Raw genomic sequence first — 15539 nt, 5'->3', positions numbered from 1 at the left:
CGCCTGAGCGCATGCAGCACGTTTAGGATGATTGTCCCGTATGAGCGAACAAAGGGAGAGTTACACATGAGAGTACGACACAAACCTTGGGCAAAAAGCAAACTGAATCAGCATTCGAATCTTGTGGTTCAATCGCCAAAAGATCACAATGGTGAATGGCATGATGTATTTCACCGCGAGGCACCGCTTCATGTAGAAATCGGCACCGGTAAAGGCCGGTTTCTTACAGGAATGGCGAAAAAATACCCGGATGTTAATTTTGTCGGTATTGAGCTTCATGAGAGTGTGATTGTAACTGCACTGCAGCGATGCTTGGATGAGGGTTTAGATAATGTGCGGCTGATTAATGAGGACGCGCGCGGTCTGACTGAGTTCTTTGCTGAAGACGAGGTGGATGCTCTCTATTTGAACTTTTGTGATCCGTGGCCGAAAAACCGTCATGAGAAGCGGCGCCTGACTTATTCTGCTTTTCTGGCACAGTACGAATATGTACTTAAAAAGGGCGGCATATTGAATTTTAAAACGGATAATCAAGGCTTATTTGAATACTCGCTCGAAAGCTTTTCAAAATATGGATTTATTCTCCAAAATATCAGTCTCGACTTGCATCATGCAAAAATGAAGGACAATGTCGTTACCGAATATGAAGAAAAGTTTGCTGAAAAGGGCCAAAAAATTTATCGCTGTGAAGCCATTTCAAGCGAATAAAGAAAATCTCCCGCTGCCAGCAACGGGAGATCATTCGGACTAGTCTTGCGCCTTTAATTCAAGGACTGCTCCGCTCTTGGCGTCAGCAATAAAGTCAAAGTGGTGCGTGTCGTTTTTCCGACTCGAGATGAGACCGCCTTTATAAACCAGATGAGTGAGACTGTCTTTGGACCAACTATGCGGGGTAAGGAAGATCCATGCGCCCTCGATTGGCATTTGGTCTTTGACTTCACGCTTGACTTGTTCCAATACATGTTCAGAACTTAACGATTTTTTACCGGCTGCGTTGCGTGCAGTGACTGCTCCGGCAAGATAACCGATTAGTGAACCGATCAAAAAGGCGGTACCGAAACCGAATCCTTTTTTCATGATCGTCCTCCTTTTTACGAACGCAGGACCGTGGCACGCAGTGTGCAGATGATCCTGTGTTTTGGTTTATTCATTGGGATGAACGCATGTGAATGCATAGTTTGTATTATAACATGGAAGAAGTAATAAGATACGCTTGATCGTTAATGAAACGGGTCCGTGATCTTTATGAAGAAATGAGGCGAACGGTATGATTATTATAGGTGTTGGAACGAAAAATCCTGCAAAACTCAATGCAGTGAAGCAGACAATTGAGGAGCAGGCAATCGATGCTGAAATTCGAAGTTATGATGTGCCTTCAGGTGTGTCCGCGATGCCGATGTCCGATCATGAAACAAGCCAAGGTGCAGTAAACCGGGCGAGAGCGGTGCTAAATCAGGATCCTGAGGCAACGCTTGGGATCGGCATGGAAGGCGGCGTTTCTGAACTTGATGGCGAGATGTTCCTGTGCAACTGGGGCGCCTGTGCCGATCGCGAAGGCCGGCTTATCCGTGCAGGAGGTGCCCGCATCTTGCTTCCGCAAGCGTTGGCGGACGGCGTGCGCAGCGGACGTGAACTCGGTGATGTTGCCGATGCTTATTTTCATCAGGAAAGTGTACATACACATGGCGGAACCATCGGCATACTGACTGAGGGACGTGTGTCGCGTACCGAGATGTTTCACCATATATTGAAACTCATTGAAGGGATCTACGCCTATCAGAAACGTTAAATGAACATTGTCTGAAGATCACACTGTAACTCCAGCTTTTATCTATGCTAAACTAAGTAAGGTATGTTTTCAGCCAAGCATGACTCATGCGAGAACAAGCAGAATAAAGGAGCTGATCGCTCAATGGATCGTGCCGATTTAAGAAAATTAGTTGAACAAAGATTGCAGTCTGATGAGACAACCATTCATTTTGATGATAAAAGCGAGCAGCTGCGCATTGAATTAATTAAAAGTGGAAAAGGGGTCACGCTTTCCATACCCGAACTTCTGCAGCATTATCATGAGAAAGGCGAGCCGGCGCTCGAACAAGCACTTGTTACGATTGAGCGCGGATTGAAAGCCATGTCGGTTTCACCCCATCTGAAAGGAAAAGAAAAGCGAATTTTTCCAGTCATTCGTTCGGCATCTTTTCCAGAAAAAACAAAGGACGGACGGAGACTGATTGCCAAGCCACATACAGCAGAAACAAAAATTCTCTATGCACTTGATCTTGGCAAGGCATGCAGACTGATCGATGAGCGTTTTCTTGAACAAGAAGGTATCGCAGAACAGATGCTTATGGAGTCTGCAGCCTTTAATTTAAACGCGCTGCCTGTAAAAATGAAAAAAGATGTTGTACGAAACAATGCGTTTTATTTTATAAACACAAAGGACGGCTACGATGCCAGCAGAATTCTAAACCGCAAGCTGATCGAAAAGATGCGCAGCAAGGCGCACGGAGATCTGACGGTAGCTGTGCCGCATCAAGATGTATTGATTTTTGGCGATATTGTCAATCCTGAAGGTTATGACATTCTGGCACAAATGACGATGAAATTTTACACTTCAGGAACGATTCCAATCACCATGATGCCGTTTATTTTTAATGAGCAAGGCGAACTGGAACCCATCTTTATCATGGCAAATAAACGGCCAAAACCGGGAAAAACAAAAAAACAGTAATGCAACGGCATGGATGGAAGCATCCTGTCTGGAAGGGGTTAAATGCATGATTCTTTATTACAACCGCAAAGGGATTGGCGATACCTTAATTGTTTATTTCAAAGAGGGTGAAAAACAGGCCGTTCAAACATCGGACTCCGTCACACGGATTTACGATGCAGCGACGAATGAAACGCTGGGCTTTAATTTATCCAATGCCTCTGCATTCTTAGGTACGCAAGAAAGCGGTCAACTAAAAGCGGATGGCGCATTGATTCATCTGCTGAATCAAAAAATAGAGCGTGCAGGATTTGACGCGACACTTCCTGAAACATGCAAACCAATGATTGTCACCGGTTATGTAAAAGAAATGAAGAAACATCCGGATTCCGATCATATGCATGTCTGCAAAGTTGACTTAGGGGACGAAGAACTGGACATTGTCTGCGGTGCACCGAATATCGATCAAGGGCAGAAAGTTGTTGTCGCCAAAATCGGTGCCTTGATGCCAAACGGAACATTGATTCGCCCAACGGTGCTTCGCGGAGTTGCTTCCTATGGCATGATTTGTTCCGCACGCGAACTTGCACTCCCCAATGCACCGCAGAAACGCGGCATCTTAGTTCTTCACTCAGAGACAAAAATTGGACAAGATTTTTATGAACGAGCAGCACATAAAATAAACGTATAAATCGAAAAATTTTTGCGAAGGTGAGGCGAATCGCAATGGCCGATAAATGGTGGCGCAAATATTTCAGTATGGACAGCGAAGATGAGCCTGATCGCCGTGAAACACCTCTAGAAAACGAGCAAACGTCAGCCTCGGTTGGCCGTTTCAAGGATCCAAATCGGAAGGTTGAAGTAAAGATGCTCGCGCGTTATCCGGAGCATGTACGCGCGGATACCTCATTTGATCGAGACAACAGCAGCAAGAGCAAGCGCAGCGCGGATAAGCGTGATGAGGCCCCGAAACCAAAGAAGAAACCGCCTTTTCATCCGACCCGCGTTCCATCTCCGGTTTTCGGCTTTCGAAAGCCGAATCAGGCAAAAGAAGCTGAAGGCTACTTGGACGTGAAGAAAGAGGATCAAGAAAAACGGCAGATTGAAGCCTATCGTCAAGAAGAATTGAACCGATCAAATGAAAAGCATCCGTCAATAGCGGATCAGCCGGCGATTAGTCGAACGAAAGATCCATTAACTGACCGTGAAGCAACCGATGTTCCTGCTGATCCGCTGTCTGAAACGGATCAGAGACAGGTGCCATTGAATGAGGCAGCAGCTGAACCTGCAGCCACTCACCGTCAGGATGAGCAGCCGGATTCGGTATTCCAAGAAGCGGAGCCACCTGCAGAAATGGTTAGGCAAGAGACGGCACCGGCTTCGCAGGAGTCGACCATTCAACAGAAAAAAGAGCCGATCCGCGTGACGAGTCGCTTGCCGCGCTCACCGTTTCGTCAGGAACGCCAGTCCAAAGTCCCCTTTAATGTTTTGATGTTCCACACGGATCGAAAAAATAGTACAACGGTGAAAGAGCGGGAGCCTGCACAACAAGCGACAGCTCCTTCCGACTTTTTGCTGCCGCTTGAACTGCTTCATGATGCTGCTACTTCAGAAAAAGACAGTGCATCCTGGATTGAGGAAAACAAAGCAATATTGGTTGAAACGTTGGAAAATTTTCATGTTGATGCCGATGTCGTCGGGTATGTTCAGGGGCCAAGTGTGACACGATTTGATCTTCACCTGCACCCCGGCGTCAAAATAAATAAAGTGCTCAGTTTGACAGAGGACATTAAATTAAGTCTTGCTGCACGGCAAATTCGAATTGCGCCGGTGTTGGGGACAAGCAGCGTAGGCATCGAAATTCCAAATAAGGTTCGACGTCCTGTGCTGCTTAAAGAATTAGTCACATCAAAGAATTTTAGAGAAAGCAAGGCACCGCTGATTGCTGCACTCGGTCAGGATGTTTCCGGAAATCAAGTGGTCACGGATCTGGCGAAGATGCCGCATGGTCTTATTGCCGGGGCAACCGGATCAGGCAAGAGTGTCTGCATCCACTCGCTTATTCTCAGTTTAATCTACCGTACATCACCGGAAGATCTGCGTTTTCTGTTAATTGATCCTAAGGTCGTTGAGCTTGCCCCTTATCAGGAATTACCACATCTGGCTGCTCCGGTCATTACCGAACCGAAAGAAGCGGCGGCTGCACTTAAATGGGCTGTTGATGAGATGGAGCAACGCTACCGAACGTTTGCCGAATGTGCCGTTCGCGATATGGATGGCTACAATCGCAAACGACGCTCCGGTCAGATCCACGGCGACAAGATGCCTTACATCGTTATAGTCATTGATGAACTTGCCGATCTGATGATGGCAGCGCCGCAGGATGTTGAGGAATCGATCTGCCGAATTGCGCAAAAGGCGCGGGCGGCGGGGATTCATCTGCTGGTTGCTACCCAGCGCCCCTCGGTAGATGTGATTACCGGTTTGATTAAGTCGAATATACCGACGCGGATTGCGTTTAGCGTTTCCTCACAAACCGACTCGCGAACAATTTTGGATTGCAGCGGTGCTGAGCGCTTGCTCGGACGCGGTGATTTGCTGTTTGCGGAAAATGGATCGCGAAGTCTGCGACGGCTTCAAGCTTGCTATATATCTGATGAAGAAATCGGCCGTGTCACTCACGCATTTCATGATTGGCAAAAGCCGGAGTATCTTTTTTCTCCTGAAGCAGTGCGTACCGATTATGAACGCTCGGAGCAGGAAGATGAATTGCTCGGCGAAGCAGCTGCGTTTGTCGTTGCGCAGGGTCAAGCTTCCGTTTCCGCCATTCAGCGTCACTTCAGAATTGGCTATAATCGCGCCGCCAGACTTGCCGATGAGCTGGAGATGCGCAATATTATCTCAGCAAGTAATGGAAGTAAGCCGCGTCAAGTATTGGTTTCCAAGGAGAAACTTAGTGAGCGGCTTGGCGAACCGGATTAAAATGGAGGACAATTTTTTTAGCATTTTATATGGATAAAATATGCTTTTACAATGGTGTTAATAAAGGTTAAAATAAATGTCGAGCATGACGGCAATGCAGAGCGGAACACGCAATACAATGAACGTTGTGAGTTTTTATGCAGTGCTCGCTCCATTGATCGGTTTTTATATTTTTTGCTAAAAACGAATCTGCAGCACACAGAATAGCCAATGAATGAGTATACTATTCATATTGCAGCGATTTGGTCATGCACGAAGCAATTTATGGAGGTCATTTGTATGACGAAGTACCATTTTGTTGGCATAAAAGGCACTGGAATGAGCGCACTTGCTCAAATCCTTCAGGGGCTGCACCACGAGGTCCAAGGCTCGGATTATGACAAACGTTTTTTTACTCAAAAGGCACTTGAGGATAAGAAGATTACGCTTCTTCCCTTCACGGAAGCTAATATATCCTCGGACGAGGTAGTGATCGCCGGTAACGCGTTCCCGGATCAGCATGAGGAAATAAGCAAAGCCAGAGAGATGGGTGTTCCGGTTTATCGTTATTACGATTTTTTGGGCATGCTGGCGAATCACTATACAAGTGTCGCGGTGACCGGTACACATGGAAAGACGTCAACGACCGGACTGCTTTCATTTGTTTTTAAGGCGTTTGCCCCAACCGCCTATTTGATCGGCGACGGCACCGGTTACGGCGATGACAAGAGCAAGTACTTTATTTGGGAATCCTGTGAATACAAACGGCACTTCCTTCATGCTGATCCTGATTATTGCCTGATTACCAATATTGAATTTGATCACTCGGATTATTACAAAGACCTTGATGACGTTGTCAGTGCGTTTCAAGAACTTGCACTTAAGGTGAAAAAGGCAGTATTTGCTTGTGGCGATAATGAACAGCTTCAAATGATCAAATCGAATGTGCCGATGATCTATTACGGATTTAATGAAGAGAATGATTTTCAAGCAAGAAACGTTCATTTTCTTTCTGATGATTCGGGAACGGAATTTGACGTTTATATCCGCAATGATTTCTATGGACATTTCAAAATTACCGGATACGGCAAGCATAATGTGCTCAATGCACTTGCGGTGATCTCATTCTGTAATTATATGAATGTCCCGCTTGAACTCGTTCAGGAACGTCTTGCCAAGTTTCATGGTGTGAAGCGCCGCTTCTCCGAGATGAAGCTGGAGCCCAGGGATCAGATTATGATCGATGACTATGCACATCATCCAACCGAAATTCGAGCAACGATTGATGCGGCGCGTGAAAAATATCCGGATCGTAAACTGGTTGCCATTTTTCAGCCGCATACGTATTCTCGGACCATGACGTTTATGGATGAGTTCGCTGCTGCACTGGCTACGGCAGATGATGTTTATCTCTGTGATATTTTCGGCTCTGCTCGAGAAAAAAGCGGCAAACTGTCCATTCATGATCTTCAAGACCGCATTGACGGCGCACATATTCTGCACAACAGCATGATTGATGATCTGAAGCAGTATCAGCACAGTGTGCTGTTGTTTATGGGAGCCGGAGATATTCAGAAGTACCAAACCGCATATAAAGAAGCACTTGAAGCATCTGCGCTCTAAAGTGTTTTCAATAATGGGGACGATGAAGCCTTGCTTCTGTCTGCATGCGAGAAACTTGCCGGCCGGCAAGTTTTCTTTAATATGTCTAAAATGTTAAGATAGGAGAGTAGGACAGACGGGGTGGTGGAATTTTAATCCCGTGGACGTATAGAAAAGCGATGATTCATTAAACTAATATGGAACAAGTGAAAGGGAGGATGTACGGTGATCATTATTTTGTACCTAGCCGTTGCTGTTATTGCGATCGCATTTGCTGTTCTGGTTTATTTCTTGTCACAAACACTGAGTGCTGCTCAAAAAACGATGGAAGATGTAGCCTCAACGCTTGAAGACGTTCAGGAGCAAATGAAGGGTTTGACTGAAGAGACGACGGAGCTGCTGCACCGGACAAATGGTCTTGCAGTAGACTTGCAGAAAAAGTCGAAAAGCTTAAATAGTGTTTTCGATGCCGTTGAAGGCTTTGGACAATCACTTGGAACCATTAACACTTCAGTTAAACGTGTTTCAGCGAGCATTGAAAATAAGGGAATGGAGCAATCCGATAAAGTGGCACGTACGGTTCAATGGGGCAGGGCCGCCATCGATTTGTTTAACCGTTGGCAAAATGCTCGCAAAACAAATCAGTGAGAGGAAGTGTTTGAATCATGAGCACGCATGAAACAAGCCCAACAGGCAAACGTGCGGCTTTCATTTCCGGTCTGATTTGGGGCGGGCTGCTTGGCGCGGCAGCGGTCTTTTTCACAACTGCTCCTTCCGGGAAAAAGATTGTCCAGCAAATGCAGCAAGAAAGTATTTCGCTTAAAGGAAAAAGCGAAGACCTCTTTCAAACCGCTAAGCGTAAGTCGATCGATCTGACACATCAATTGACAGCTGCAGCGAGAAATGATCAAGAGGAAAAGGAACAGATGATTCCAATCCCGAAGGACTACTGATCTGCTTACCGATTCGGAGGAAGTAAGAACTAGGCCTGACCAGCTTTGATTTTGGATTTGCTGATGCTGGGATAGCAGCGCAGCATACTTCAATCAATCAATCAATACAAGACACAAACTGGGAGCCAGGGGAGCCTTCGCAGGCAATTGCGTGTTCGAGAAATCTCTCGGTTCGTCCGCGGTTGTGCTCGGTTGATGCGCGCGGCTGAAGTGACACTCCGCTTAAGATCGATAATTCGGCCGCATACATAGTGACAGTAACGGTTCAGCCTGTCCGGCTCAATGTATCTGCGGAAAACGCAAGCAAATTCGTGCGGCCTTGTCAAAAAAATATAGCACATGAGGTCGAAATTTGTTACTATTAAAAATAGGCATCAATGAACCATTGATGCGTATTTGGCTTACTTAAAAATGAAAACGTTATAGAGCGTGGACGGAGTTCAGGCTGACTATAGAAAATGGTGGATTTTGAGGAGGAATGAGCATTGAGCGCAACGATTTATGATGTAGCCAGAGAAGCTGGCGTTTCGATGGCGACGGTTTCGCGAGTGGTAAACGGCAATCCGAATGTAAAACCGACAACACGGAAGAAGGTATCCGAGGCAATAAAAAGGCTTGGCTATCGGCCAAATGCTGTTGCTCGAGGTCTTGCAAGCAAAAAAACAACAACGGTAGGGGTCATCATTCCCGACATTTCAAGCGTTTATTTCTCGGAGCTTGCACGCGGTATTGAGGATATTGCAACGATGTACAAGTACAATATCATTCTTTGCAACTCGGATCAAAACAAAGATAAAGAAATTCATTTGATCCAAACCTTGCTTGGTAAACAGGTTGATGGAATTGTCTTTATGGGCGGTAAAATTGATCAGGAGCATATTGAAGAATTCAAACAAGCCAATGTACCGATTGTTCTTGCATCGACAGTGGACGAGCAGCGTGAGATTCCTTCAGTGAATATCGATTATGAACAAGCCGTGTTCGAAGTTATTTCTAAGCTGGCTGAATCAGGAAATGAACAGATTGGCTTTATCAACGGGCCTAGCGAGATTCCGCTTAATGGCAAATACAAACTGAATGGATACAAACGCGCGCTTGAAGCCCACGGTCTGGCGTTCAATGAGGCTCTGGTCGCAGAGGGCGATTACACTTATGAGTCCGGCAAAGAAGCAGCTGCACAATTCCTGAATCAAGACGTAAAGCCAACGGCCATTTTCGTTGATTCCGATGAAATGGCGATCGGCGCCATTCATGAGGCGCAAGATGAAGGATTAAAAGTTCCTGAGGATGTTGCGGTGGTCAGCAGCGAAAATACGCGACTGGTTCAAATGGTTCGTCCGACGCTCTCAAGTATCGCTGAACCTACGTATGATATCGGCGCGGTGGCAATGCGTCTCTTGACAAAACTGATGAACAATGAAAAAGTCGACTCCATCACGGTTCAGCTTCCGCATCGGATTGATTGGCGCAATTCAACAAAATAAATCAGTAAAGCGAGCAAAAAAGTTACCTAAAAGCCTCTATGCTGCTGTGAATCACAGCAGCATGGAGGCTTTTTTACACGAGAAGAAGTATATGATTTTGTTTTGTGGTACGACGCTCAGCGGTATTCCCGCAGGAAAAATGCCTGTCTGAGGAGGTTTGCGGTGCGCCGCGGCAAGCGAGCAATCGGCGCGGTGATTCAGCACCGAAAAGACACGAACCCATCACACATGAAGGAACTTTCCTAAAGGAACTTTCCTAAAGGAACTTTCCTAAAGGAACTTTCGCTAAGTGCGCATACGTCCTGTATGCAACGCGAAAGTCATCACATCCTGTGAAAGTACGTCCTGTATGCAACGCGAAAGTCATCACATCCTGTGAAAGTACGTCTTGTGCACAACGCGGAAGCCACCGCATCCTGCGGAAGTAAGGACCGAGCGCTTTTTGCCCGGTTTTTCATATACGTTAAGCTTAAGCGCAAAAAGATAAGTGAAAATAGTATAAAGGCTCAGCCGGCACCTAAAAAGGCGTAGCTGAGCCAAATGTTCTTTAAAGGATATGATTTTGGAATTTACGGCAAGTAAGCAGCTAAAGTTCGTTCAAGCACAAGATTAACGATGAAAGCCAAGCCGGCTGAAGACAAACGGGAAAGACCAGCACAGCTTATTTATCTTCATTAATCCGAGTGTTGATTAAGGACGAACTTTGCCAAGAAGTTCCGGCCTCGCAGCCTTCAGATCTGTATATGGAAAATGTGATTGAAGGAAGTCGGGCTTTATTCGGAACAATCCATTTTGAGACTGCTCATTTTCTTGAGGCTGTTCCGCTTCATGTCCATCATTTTGGCCAGGAATCAGATTTGGATCTTGTGCCGGATCTTCCACGTCCGGCTGCTGTTGTTCGGTCGTCAATGGCTCGAGGGCCTCTATTTCATCTCGCGGTTCATATTTTGCATTCATTAAATCATTGACCTCAAAGCCCGCCGCCTTGGAGTAGCCCGTTGGTTTTCCACCGGTCAGTCCATCATAGATTTGTTTTGAAACACCTTCAGGCTGTTTGAATCGATCTTTTGGCGCCATCAGTTCAGGATCGACATTATAGGCGCGATTTGCAAAGCCAGCAAACAGCGTGCGTGTTTGTTCCGAATAGCGGCTGTGGTTTAACTGTTGGTTATGTGCATATCCATTCCAAACGCCCATCGTAATATTCGGGTTTGAGGCGACCAGCCATGAGTCGCGCCAATCCTGTGACGTACCGGTTTTTCCAGCCCAGTCAGCGGAAAAATTGAGCATACCGGGCAATGCTCTGCCGGTTCCGTATTTAAAGACATCACGCATCATATCCAACATTTCATAGTTCGCTTGTTGCGAAAAGACGTTTACCGGTTCCGTCTTATGTTTATAAATGACTTTGCCATTGCTGTCTGTAATTTGATCGATCATATAGGCATCAACGAAGTTTCCGTTATTTGCAAAGGTCGTATAGGCATCCGTATTTTCTTCAATGGTAACGCCTCGCTTGATCCCCCCGAGTGCAGCAGAAACATTATACCCGTCCGAACCGACCAAGGAAGTCATGCCCATCTTCTTCAAGTAATCCGGTGCCGTATTTGTTGTTGCACTCAGGCGGGTAAAGACACTTATCGCGGGCACGTTATGTGATGCGGCCAAAGCTGCACGAGCCGTTTCGAATCCGTGGAATGCTCCACTGGTTGATGTGGTTCCATAGTTTGTCGGTGCATACAATTTGCCGTTAATCATCCGTTTGTAGGGAAGATCGGCGACGATCGAGCCTGGCTGAATAAGCCCAAGTTCCAGGGCCGGTGCGTAGACGAGCAACGGCTTCATTGTAGATCCGTTCTGACGCGTAACCTCGGTCGCATAGTTTAATTGTGAATGGTTAAATCCACGTCCGCCGACGAAACTGATAATTTTACCTGTTTTATTCTCAATCAGAATCGATCCAACTTGCATTGGATCTTTTACCGGTACTTTTTTTCCGTCGCTACCGGTCACTTCTAGTAATTTTCCTTTTGCATCGCGCGCATATTGATCCGGACTGTAACCGGAATAATTTTGGGCAAACGACTCCATATCATCATAAATCGCTTTATTGATTGTTGTATAAATCCGGTAGCCGCCGTTTTCCAATTTTCCTGCGGCATTGCTCATGAATTCTTTGAATAGATTATAATGATTCGTCAGCGTTGCCGCGTTGTAGTCATGGACTTTTGCGATTTCCTGCAAACTTTTTCCTTTATAGATTTCGTGGTTGTACTCGTATACGATATTTTTGTAATTGAGATAATCGTTATAAAGCTTATCACTGCTGTATCCTTGGTCTTGCGCCATCATTTTGGCAAGGATTATGGCGGAGCGATTTTCGATTTCTTTAGATAGATAAGGATAGTCATCATTAATATTTTTGCTTGGTTTCGCAAAGTGTTTTTTATAGTCATACTTGAGCGCCTGATTTAATTCATCTTTGCTGATGTAACCGGCAGCGTACATACGCTTCAGTACGGAGTGCGCACGATTGATTCCGGCAGAGACATCTTTCTTTAGCCCACCATGGTTTTGAAACGGTGAGTATGAAAACGGGTTTTTCGGCAATCCGGCAATATATGCGGCCTGCGGGATTGAGAGCTTGTTTGCCTTGACGGCGAAGATTCCTTCAGCCGCAGTTGCTGCACCATTTATATTTTTTCCGGATGAGTCTCGTCCGAACGAAGCCATGTTTAAGTAGGATTCAAGAATCTCATCCTTTGAGAAATAGCGTTCTACGCGCAGCGCGAGCAGAATTTCTTTGAATTTACGTTCATTGGAAACTTCATTCGTAAGGATTTGGTTTTTAACCAATTGCTGCGTGATTGAACTTCCGCCCGTGGCTTGGGGCCTATGTAACACTTCTTCCGTACTCGCTCTGAGGATCGCTTTCGGGACAACGCCTTTATGTTGATAAAAGAGTTCGTCTTCGGTCGCAATCACTGCATTGATGAGGGCAGGGGAAGTCTCTTTTAATCGTGTTCGAGTCTGCACGAGATCGCTGTTCATTTTCCCGATCGGGATCTTTCCAGCAAAATAGGTGATGCTGCTCTCTGAGTAATTGTCAATATCTTGTTTGAGTGTTTCGTAACTTAGAACAGGCTGATCGCGTACTAAAGCAGCGAAATAACCGCTAACGGTTCCTGCTGCAAAAAAGGATCCGATCAGGAGCAAAGACAGTGTGAATAAAAATGAATTCCATATCATTCTTGTTATGGATTGCGCGTTTTGGATGACTGAGCTGGTCGCCCATTTTTCCGCCAACCGGTCGAAAAAATCGGAAAAGCTTTTTAATGGGGCATGCATTCGCAAATCTCCTCTTAATCATTAGTCATTATTATCATGCAACATTTGAAAAATTTCATTAAAGCTTCTTATATATTAGCGTAAATCGATAAGGAAGAAAAGAATTAATGCGTGTTGCGTGTTGCAGTGATGTCCATATGTCTTGGTAATTAAAAAACCTTTCCGAGAAACCCGGAAAGGTTCAATGCAGGACCCATTATTTTGAGTAGAATTCGACGATCATTGCTTCGGTAATCTCTGCAGGGAGTTCCGAACGTTCAGGAAGACGGTTGTAAGTACCTTCCAAAGTCTTCTCATCAAAAGTCAGGTATTCCGGAACAAATGTATTTGTTTCCAGAGCATCCTTAATAATCACAAGGTTGCGTGATTTTTCACGAACACCAATCGTGTCGCCAGTTTTTACACGATAAGACGGAATGTCGACGCGTTTGCCGTTAACAGTGATGTGACCGTGATTTACGAGCTGACGTGATTGTCTGCGTGTTCTTGCAAGACCGAGACGATAAACGAGGTTATCGAGACGGGATTCAAGCAGAATCATGAAGTTTTCACCATGAACACCTTTCATTTTCGCAGCATCGTCAAAGGTGCGGCGGAATTGGCGCTCATTTAAACCGTACATGAAACGCAGTTTTTGTTTTTCTTGTTGCTGACGACCATACTCAGACAGCTTAATCCGTTGGGTCGGACCATGCTGACCTGGAACATAGGGACGTCTTTCGAGTTCTTTGCCCGTGCCGCTGAGTGAAATACCCAGACGACGGGACTTTTTCCAAACTGGACCAGTATATCGAGCCATTGAATGACTCCTCCTTCGTCATTTTATTCGAGAGTGTTTGCGTGTAAGCCACAAACAAACTCAAGCGGTATAAAATGACACCTCTGCACGCGCGTCAAAGATATTTTGCTATCTTGTACCTTCGCCCAGGCAGTCTAGGTTACACAGTACACCTCTTTACTAAGAGGAACAAAATAGAAGGGCTTTGAAGCCATGCAGTGCTGCCGTCTTTTACACGAAAGCGATTATACCCTTTTTCAGGAGAACATGTCAAGCCTAGAGGTAGGCAACTAATGTTTCAGCGAACGCTTCCAGAAATTGTTGATCGTCTTCTGAGAAACGATCGCAGATTGGGCTGTCGATATCGAGCACGCCGATCAAGGTGCCGCCTTTAATCAGCGGAACGACGATTTCCGATCGTGACGCTGCGTCACAGGCAATATGTCCCGGAAATTCATGAACATCAGGAATGCGGAGAATTTCGCGTTCTTTTGCTGCTGTCCCGCAAACGCCCTTGCCGATTGTAAGACGTACACAGGCGGTTTTTCCCTGGAATGGGCCAAGGACAAGCTCGTTGTCCTCCACTAAATAAAAGCCTACCCAATTTATTTTATCAAGGCATTCATTTAACCACGCAGAGGCATTTGCCAAATTTGTTATTCGATTGGGTTCATCCTTGATTAAGGATTCGAGAACCTGAATTCTTGTTTTATTGACAGAATTCATTATTTCCACCTCGATCATTAGAGAAATTACTCTAATTTTAGCAGAACAACACGTATTTTTCAGCTATGATGTCGAAAGGTTCTGAGAGGGGGAGAGGTATTTAGAGTCGAACATATATAATAGTAAGAGGGCGAGCAGGATCTGTTCAAGAAAAGGAGCGAATTGGGATGCAGACGAAACGGGTGAATCAGGCAAGCGGAAAGAAAACAAAGGATGCTGTGGTGCATTCAGCGCTGAAACTGTTCAATATGAGTGGATACGATGGAGTTTCTGTTCGTGCGATTGCATCGGATGCCGGGGTTAACGTAGCACTTGTTTCCTATTATTTTGGCGGGAAACAAGGTTTGCTGGAGTATTTAATGGCCGCTTTTTTCGAAGGGTATTTGTCTACTTTAGAAGAAACGGAGCAAATCGTAATGGAAAACAAATCCGCAGCTGACTGTCTGACTGAACTTGCGGATCAATTGATTCGCTATCAGCAGCACGCATTCTATCTTTCACGTTTCGTCCATCGCGAAATGACGTTTGACAATCAGCTGGTTAGAGAATTGATGTCGAGTTATTTGATGAAGGAAAAATTTTTGTTCATCAATTTCTTTCAGCATTTGTTTCACGAGGAATCATTGAGTCCGATCCAACTTGAATTTGCGATCATTCACTATCGTGATTTGATCATTCAACCGTTTCTTCAGCCCCAATATTTTAGGGAAGTCTTTTTTATGCAGCCAAGTGAGCCGTCCTTTCGCATCCAATATTTACGCTTTATTAATGAGTGGGCATGCGGGCTGGATCGACGCTTGCAGCAGGTCTGACGGTGTCCGTTATCTCGAAATGAATAGATGTAGCGTGCTCGTCAGAGAGTGATTTCACTACACTGGCGAGCTTGTTTGTCGTTGGAACGGTTTTAAGCTGGAGCATTAGAAACGTTGTCTGTGAAGGGTGGCGTTGGCTTGATAAAAAAACGGGGAATTGCTTTG

14 protein-coding genes are annotated in these 15539 nt (G+C 45.5%); 10 read left to right on the top strand and 4 right to left on the bottom strand.

What is annotated here, in order from left to right; translation table 11 throughout:
• Positions 1–66: 66 nt before the first annotated feature.
• The gene (gene trmB / locus AA84_RS0105450) at positions 67–708 is read left to right on the top strand and encodes a tRNA (guanosine(46)-N7)-methyltransferase TrmB (RefSeq protein WP_028976375.1); all 642 of its coding nucleotides are present in this window, start codon (positions 67–69) and stop codon (positions 706–708) included.
• 39 nt (positions 709–747) lie between these two features.
• Here the strand turns inward: trmB and AA84_RS0105445 are convergent, their stop codons facing one another.
• On the bottom strand, positions 748–1077 hold the full coding sequence (locus AA84_RS0105445; protein WP_028976374.1) for a hypothetical protein: 330 nt from the start codon (positions 1075–1077) through the stop codon (positions 748–750).
• A 190-nt stretch (positions 1078–1267) separates the two neighbouring features.
• Here AA84_RS0105445 and AA84_RS0105440 point away from each other — a divergent pair, with 190 nt between their 5' ends.
• From AA84_RS0105440 to ccpA, 8 genes are all read left to right on the top strand, one after another.
• On the top strand, positions 1268–1789 hold the full coding sequence (locus AA84_RS0105440) for a DUF84 family protein (protein ID WP_028976373.1): 522 nt from the start codon (positions 1268–1270) through the stop codon (positions 1787–1789).
• A 123-nt stretch (positions 1790–1912) separates the two neighbouring features.
• Positions 1913–2731 carry a DUF1444 family protein gene (locus AA84_RS0105435; RefSeq protein ID WP_028976372.1) on the top strand — a complete coding sequence of 273 codons (819 nt, stop codon included), beginning with the start codon at positions 1913–1915 and terminating at the stop codon, positions 2729–2731.
• Positions 2732–2777: 46 nt separating this feature from the next.
• Positions 2778–3401 (top strand): YtpR family tRNA-binding protein, encoded by a 624-nt coding sequence (gene ytpR, locus AA84_RS0105430; RefSeq protein WP_028976371.1) that lies wholly within the window; start codon positions 2778–2780, stop codon positions 3399–3401.
• 35 nt (positions 3402–3436) lie between these two features.
• Positions 3437–5692, top strand: coding sequence for a DNA translocase FtsK (locus tag AA84_RS19340; protein WP_028976370.1), 2256 nt, complete (start codon positions 3437–3439; stop codon positions 5690–5692).
• Positions 5693–5971: 279 nt separating this feature from the next.
• Positions 5972–7294, top strand: coding sequence for a UDP-N-acetylmuramate--L-alanine ligase (gene murC, locus AA84_RS0105420; RefSeq protein ID WP_028976369.1), 1323 nt, complete (start codon positions 5972–5974; stop codon positions 7292–7294).
• Between the two features lie 204 nt (positions 7295–7498).
• Positions 7499–7921 (top strand): DUF948 domain-containing protein, encoded by a 423-nt coding sequence (locus tag AA84_RS0105415; protein WP_028976368.1) that lies wholly within the window; start codon positions 7499–7501, stop codon positions 7919–7921.
• Between the two features lie 17 nt (positions 7922–7938).
• Positions 7939–8226, top strand: a complete 288-nt coding sequence (locus AA84_RS0105410; RefSeq protein ID WP_037563055.1) for a YtxH domain-containing protein — start codon at positions 7939–7941, stop codon at positions 8224–8226.
• A 485-nt stretch (positions 8227–8711) separates the two neighbouring features.
• Positions 8712–9710, top strand: coding sequence for a catabolite control protein A (ccpA, locus tag AA84_RS0105405; RefSeq protein WP_028976366.1), 999 nt, complete (start codon positions 8712–8714; stop codon positions 9708–9710).
• A 690-nt stretch (positions 9711–10400) separates the two neighbouring features.
• Here the strand turns inward: ccpA and AA84_RS0105395 are convergent.
• The 3 genes from AA84_RS0105395 to AA84_RS0105385 form a co-directional block, all read right to left on the bottom strand.
• Complete coding sequence (locus AA84_RS0105395) at positions 10401–13058, bottom strand: transglycosylase domain-containing protein (protein ID WP_028976365.1); 2658 nt, start codon at positions 13056–13058, stop codon at positions 10401–10403.
• A gap of 196 nt (positions 13059–13254) precedes the next feature.
• Positions 13255–13857, bottom strand: coding sequence for a 30S ribosomal protein S4 (rpsD, locus tag AA84_RS0105390; protein WP_028976364.1), 603 nt, complete (start codon positions 13855–13857; stop codon positions 13255–13257).
• A gap of 255 nt (positions 13858–14112) precedes the next feature.
• On the bottom strand, positions 14113–14562 hold the full coding sequence (locus AA84_RS0105385) for a GAF domain-containing protein (protein WP_028976363.1): 450 nt from the start codon (positions 14560–14562) through the stop codon (positions 14113–14115).
• 167 nt (positions 14563–14729) lie between these two features.
• On the opposite strand from AA84_RS0105385, the gene refZ reads away from it, so the two are divergent.
• Entirely contained in the window at positions 14730–15374 is a 645-nt protein-coding gene (gene refZ / locus AA84_RS0105380; RefSeq protein WP_051575092.1) for a forespore capture DNA-binding protein RefZ, read from the top strand.
• The last annotated feature ends 165 nt before the right edge of the window (positions 15375–15539 follow it).

This window comes from Sporolactobacillus terrae DSM 11697 (assembly GCF_000648615.1).
Taxonomy (GTDB): domain Bacteria; phylum Bacillota; class Bacilli; order Bacillales; family Sporolactobacillaceae; genus Sporolactobacillus; species Sporolactobacillus terrae.
This window is presented reverse-complemented; position numbering and strand designations above follow the sequence as displayed.

Coding starts and splice junctions, on each gene's coding strand:
- refZ (WP_051575092.1), top strand. CDS start 14,730: ATGCAGACGAAACGGGTGAATCAGGCAAGCGGAAAGAAAACAAAGGAT.
- AA84_RS0105445 (WP_028976374.1), bottom strand. CDS start 1,077: ATGAAAAAAGGATTCGGTTTCGGTACCGCCTTTTTGATCGGTTCACTA.
- ytpR (WP_028976371.1), top strand. CDS start 2,778: ATGATTCTTTATTACAACCGCAAAGGGATTGGCGATACCTTAATTGTT.
- rpsD (WP_028976364.1), bottom strand. CDS start 13,857: ATGGCTCGATATACTGGTCCAGTTTGGAAAAAGTCCCGTCGTCTGGGT.
- AA84_RS19340 (WP_028976370.1), top strand. CDS start 3,437: ATGGCCGATAAATGGTGGCGCAAATATTTCAGTATGGACAGCGAAGAT.
- trmB (WP_028976375.1), top strand. CDS start 67: ATGAGAGTACGACACAAACCTTGGGCAAAAAGCAAACTGAATCAGCAT.
- AA84_RS0105385 (WP_028976363.1), bottom strand. CDS start 14,562: ATGAATTCTGTCAATAAAACAAGAATTCAGGTTCTCGAATCCTTAATC.
- murC (WP_028976369.1), top strand. CDS start 5,972: ATGACGAAGTACCATTTTGTTGGCATAAAAGGCACTGGAATGAGCGCA.
- AA84_RS0105440 (WP_028976373.1), top strand. CDS start 1,268: ATGATTATTATAGGTGTTGGAACGAAAAATCCTGCAAAACTCAATGCA.
- AA84_RS0105395 (WP_028976365.1), bottom strand. CDS start 13,058: ATGCATGCCCCATTAAAAAGCTTTTCCGATTTTTTCGACCGGTTGGCG.
- AA84_RS0105410 (WP_037563055.1), top strand. CDS start 7,939: ATGAGCACGCATGAAACAAGCCCAACAGGCAAACGTGCGGCTTTCATT.
- AA84_RS0105435 (WP_028976372.1), top strand. CDS start 1,913: ATGGATCGTGCCGATTTAAGAAAATTAGTTGAACAAAGATTGCAGTCT.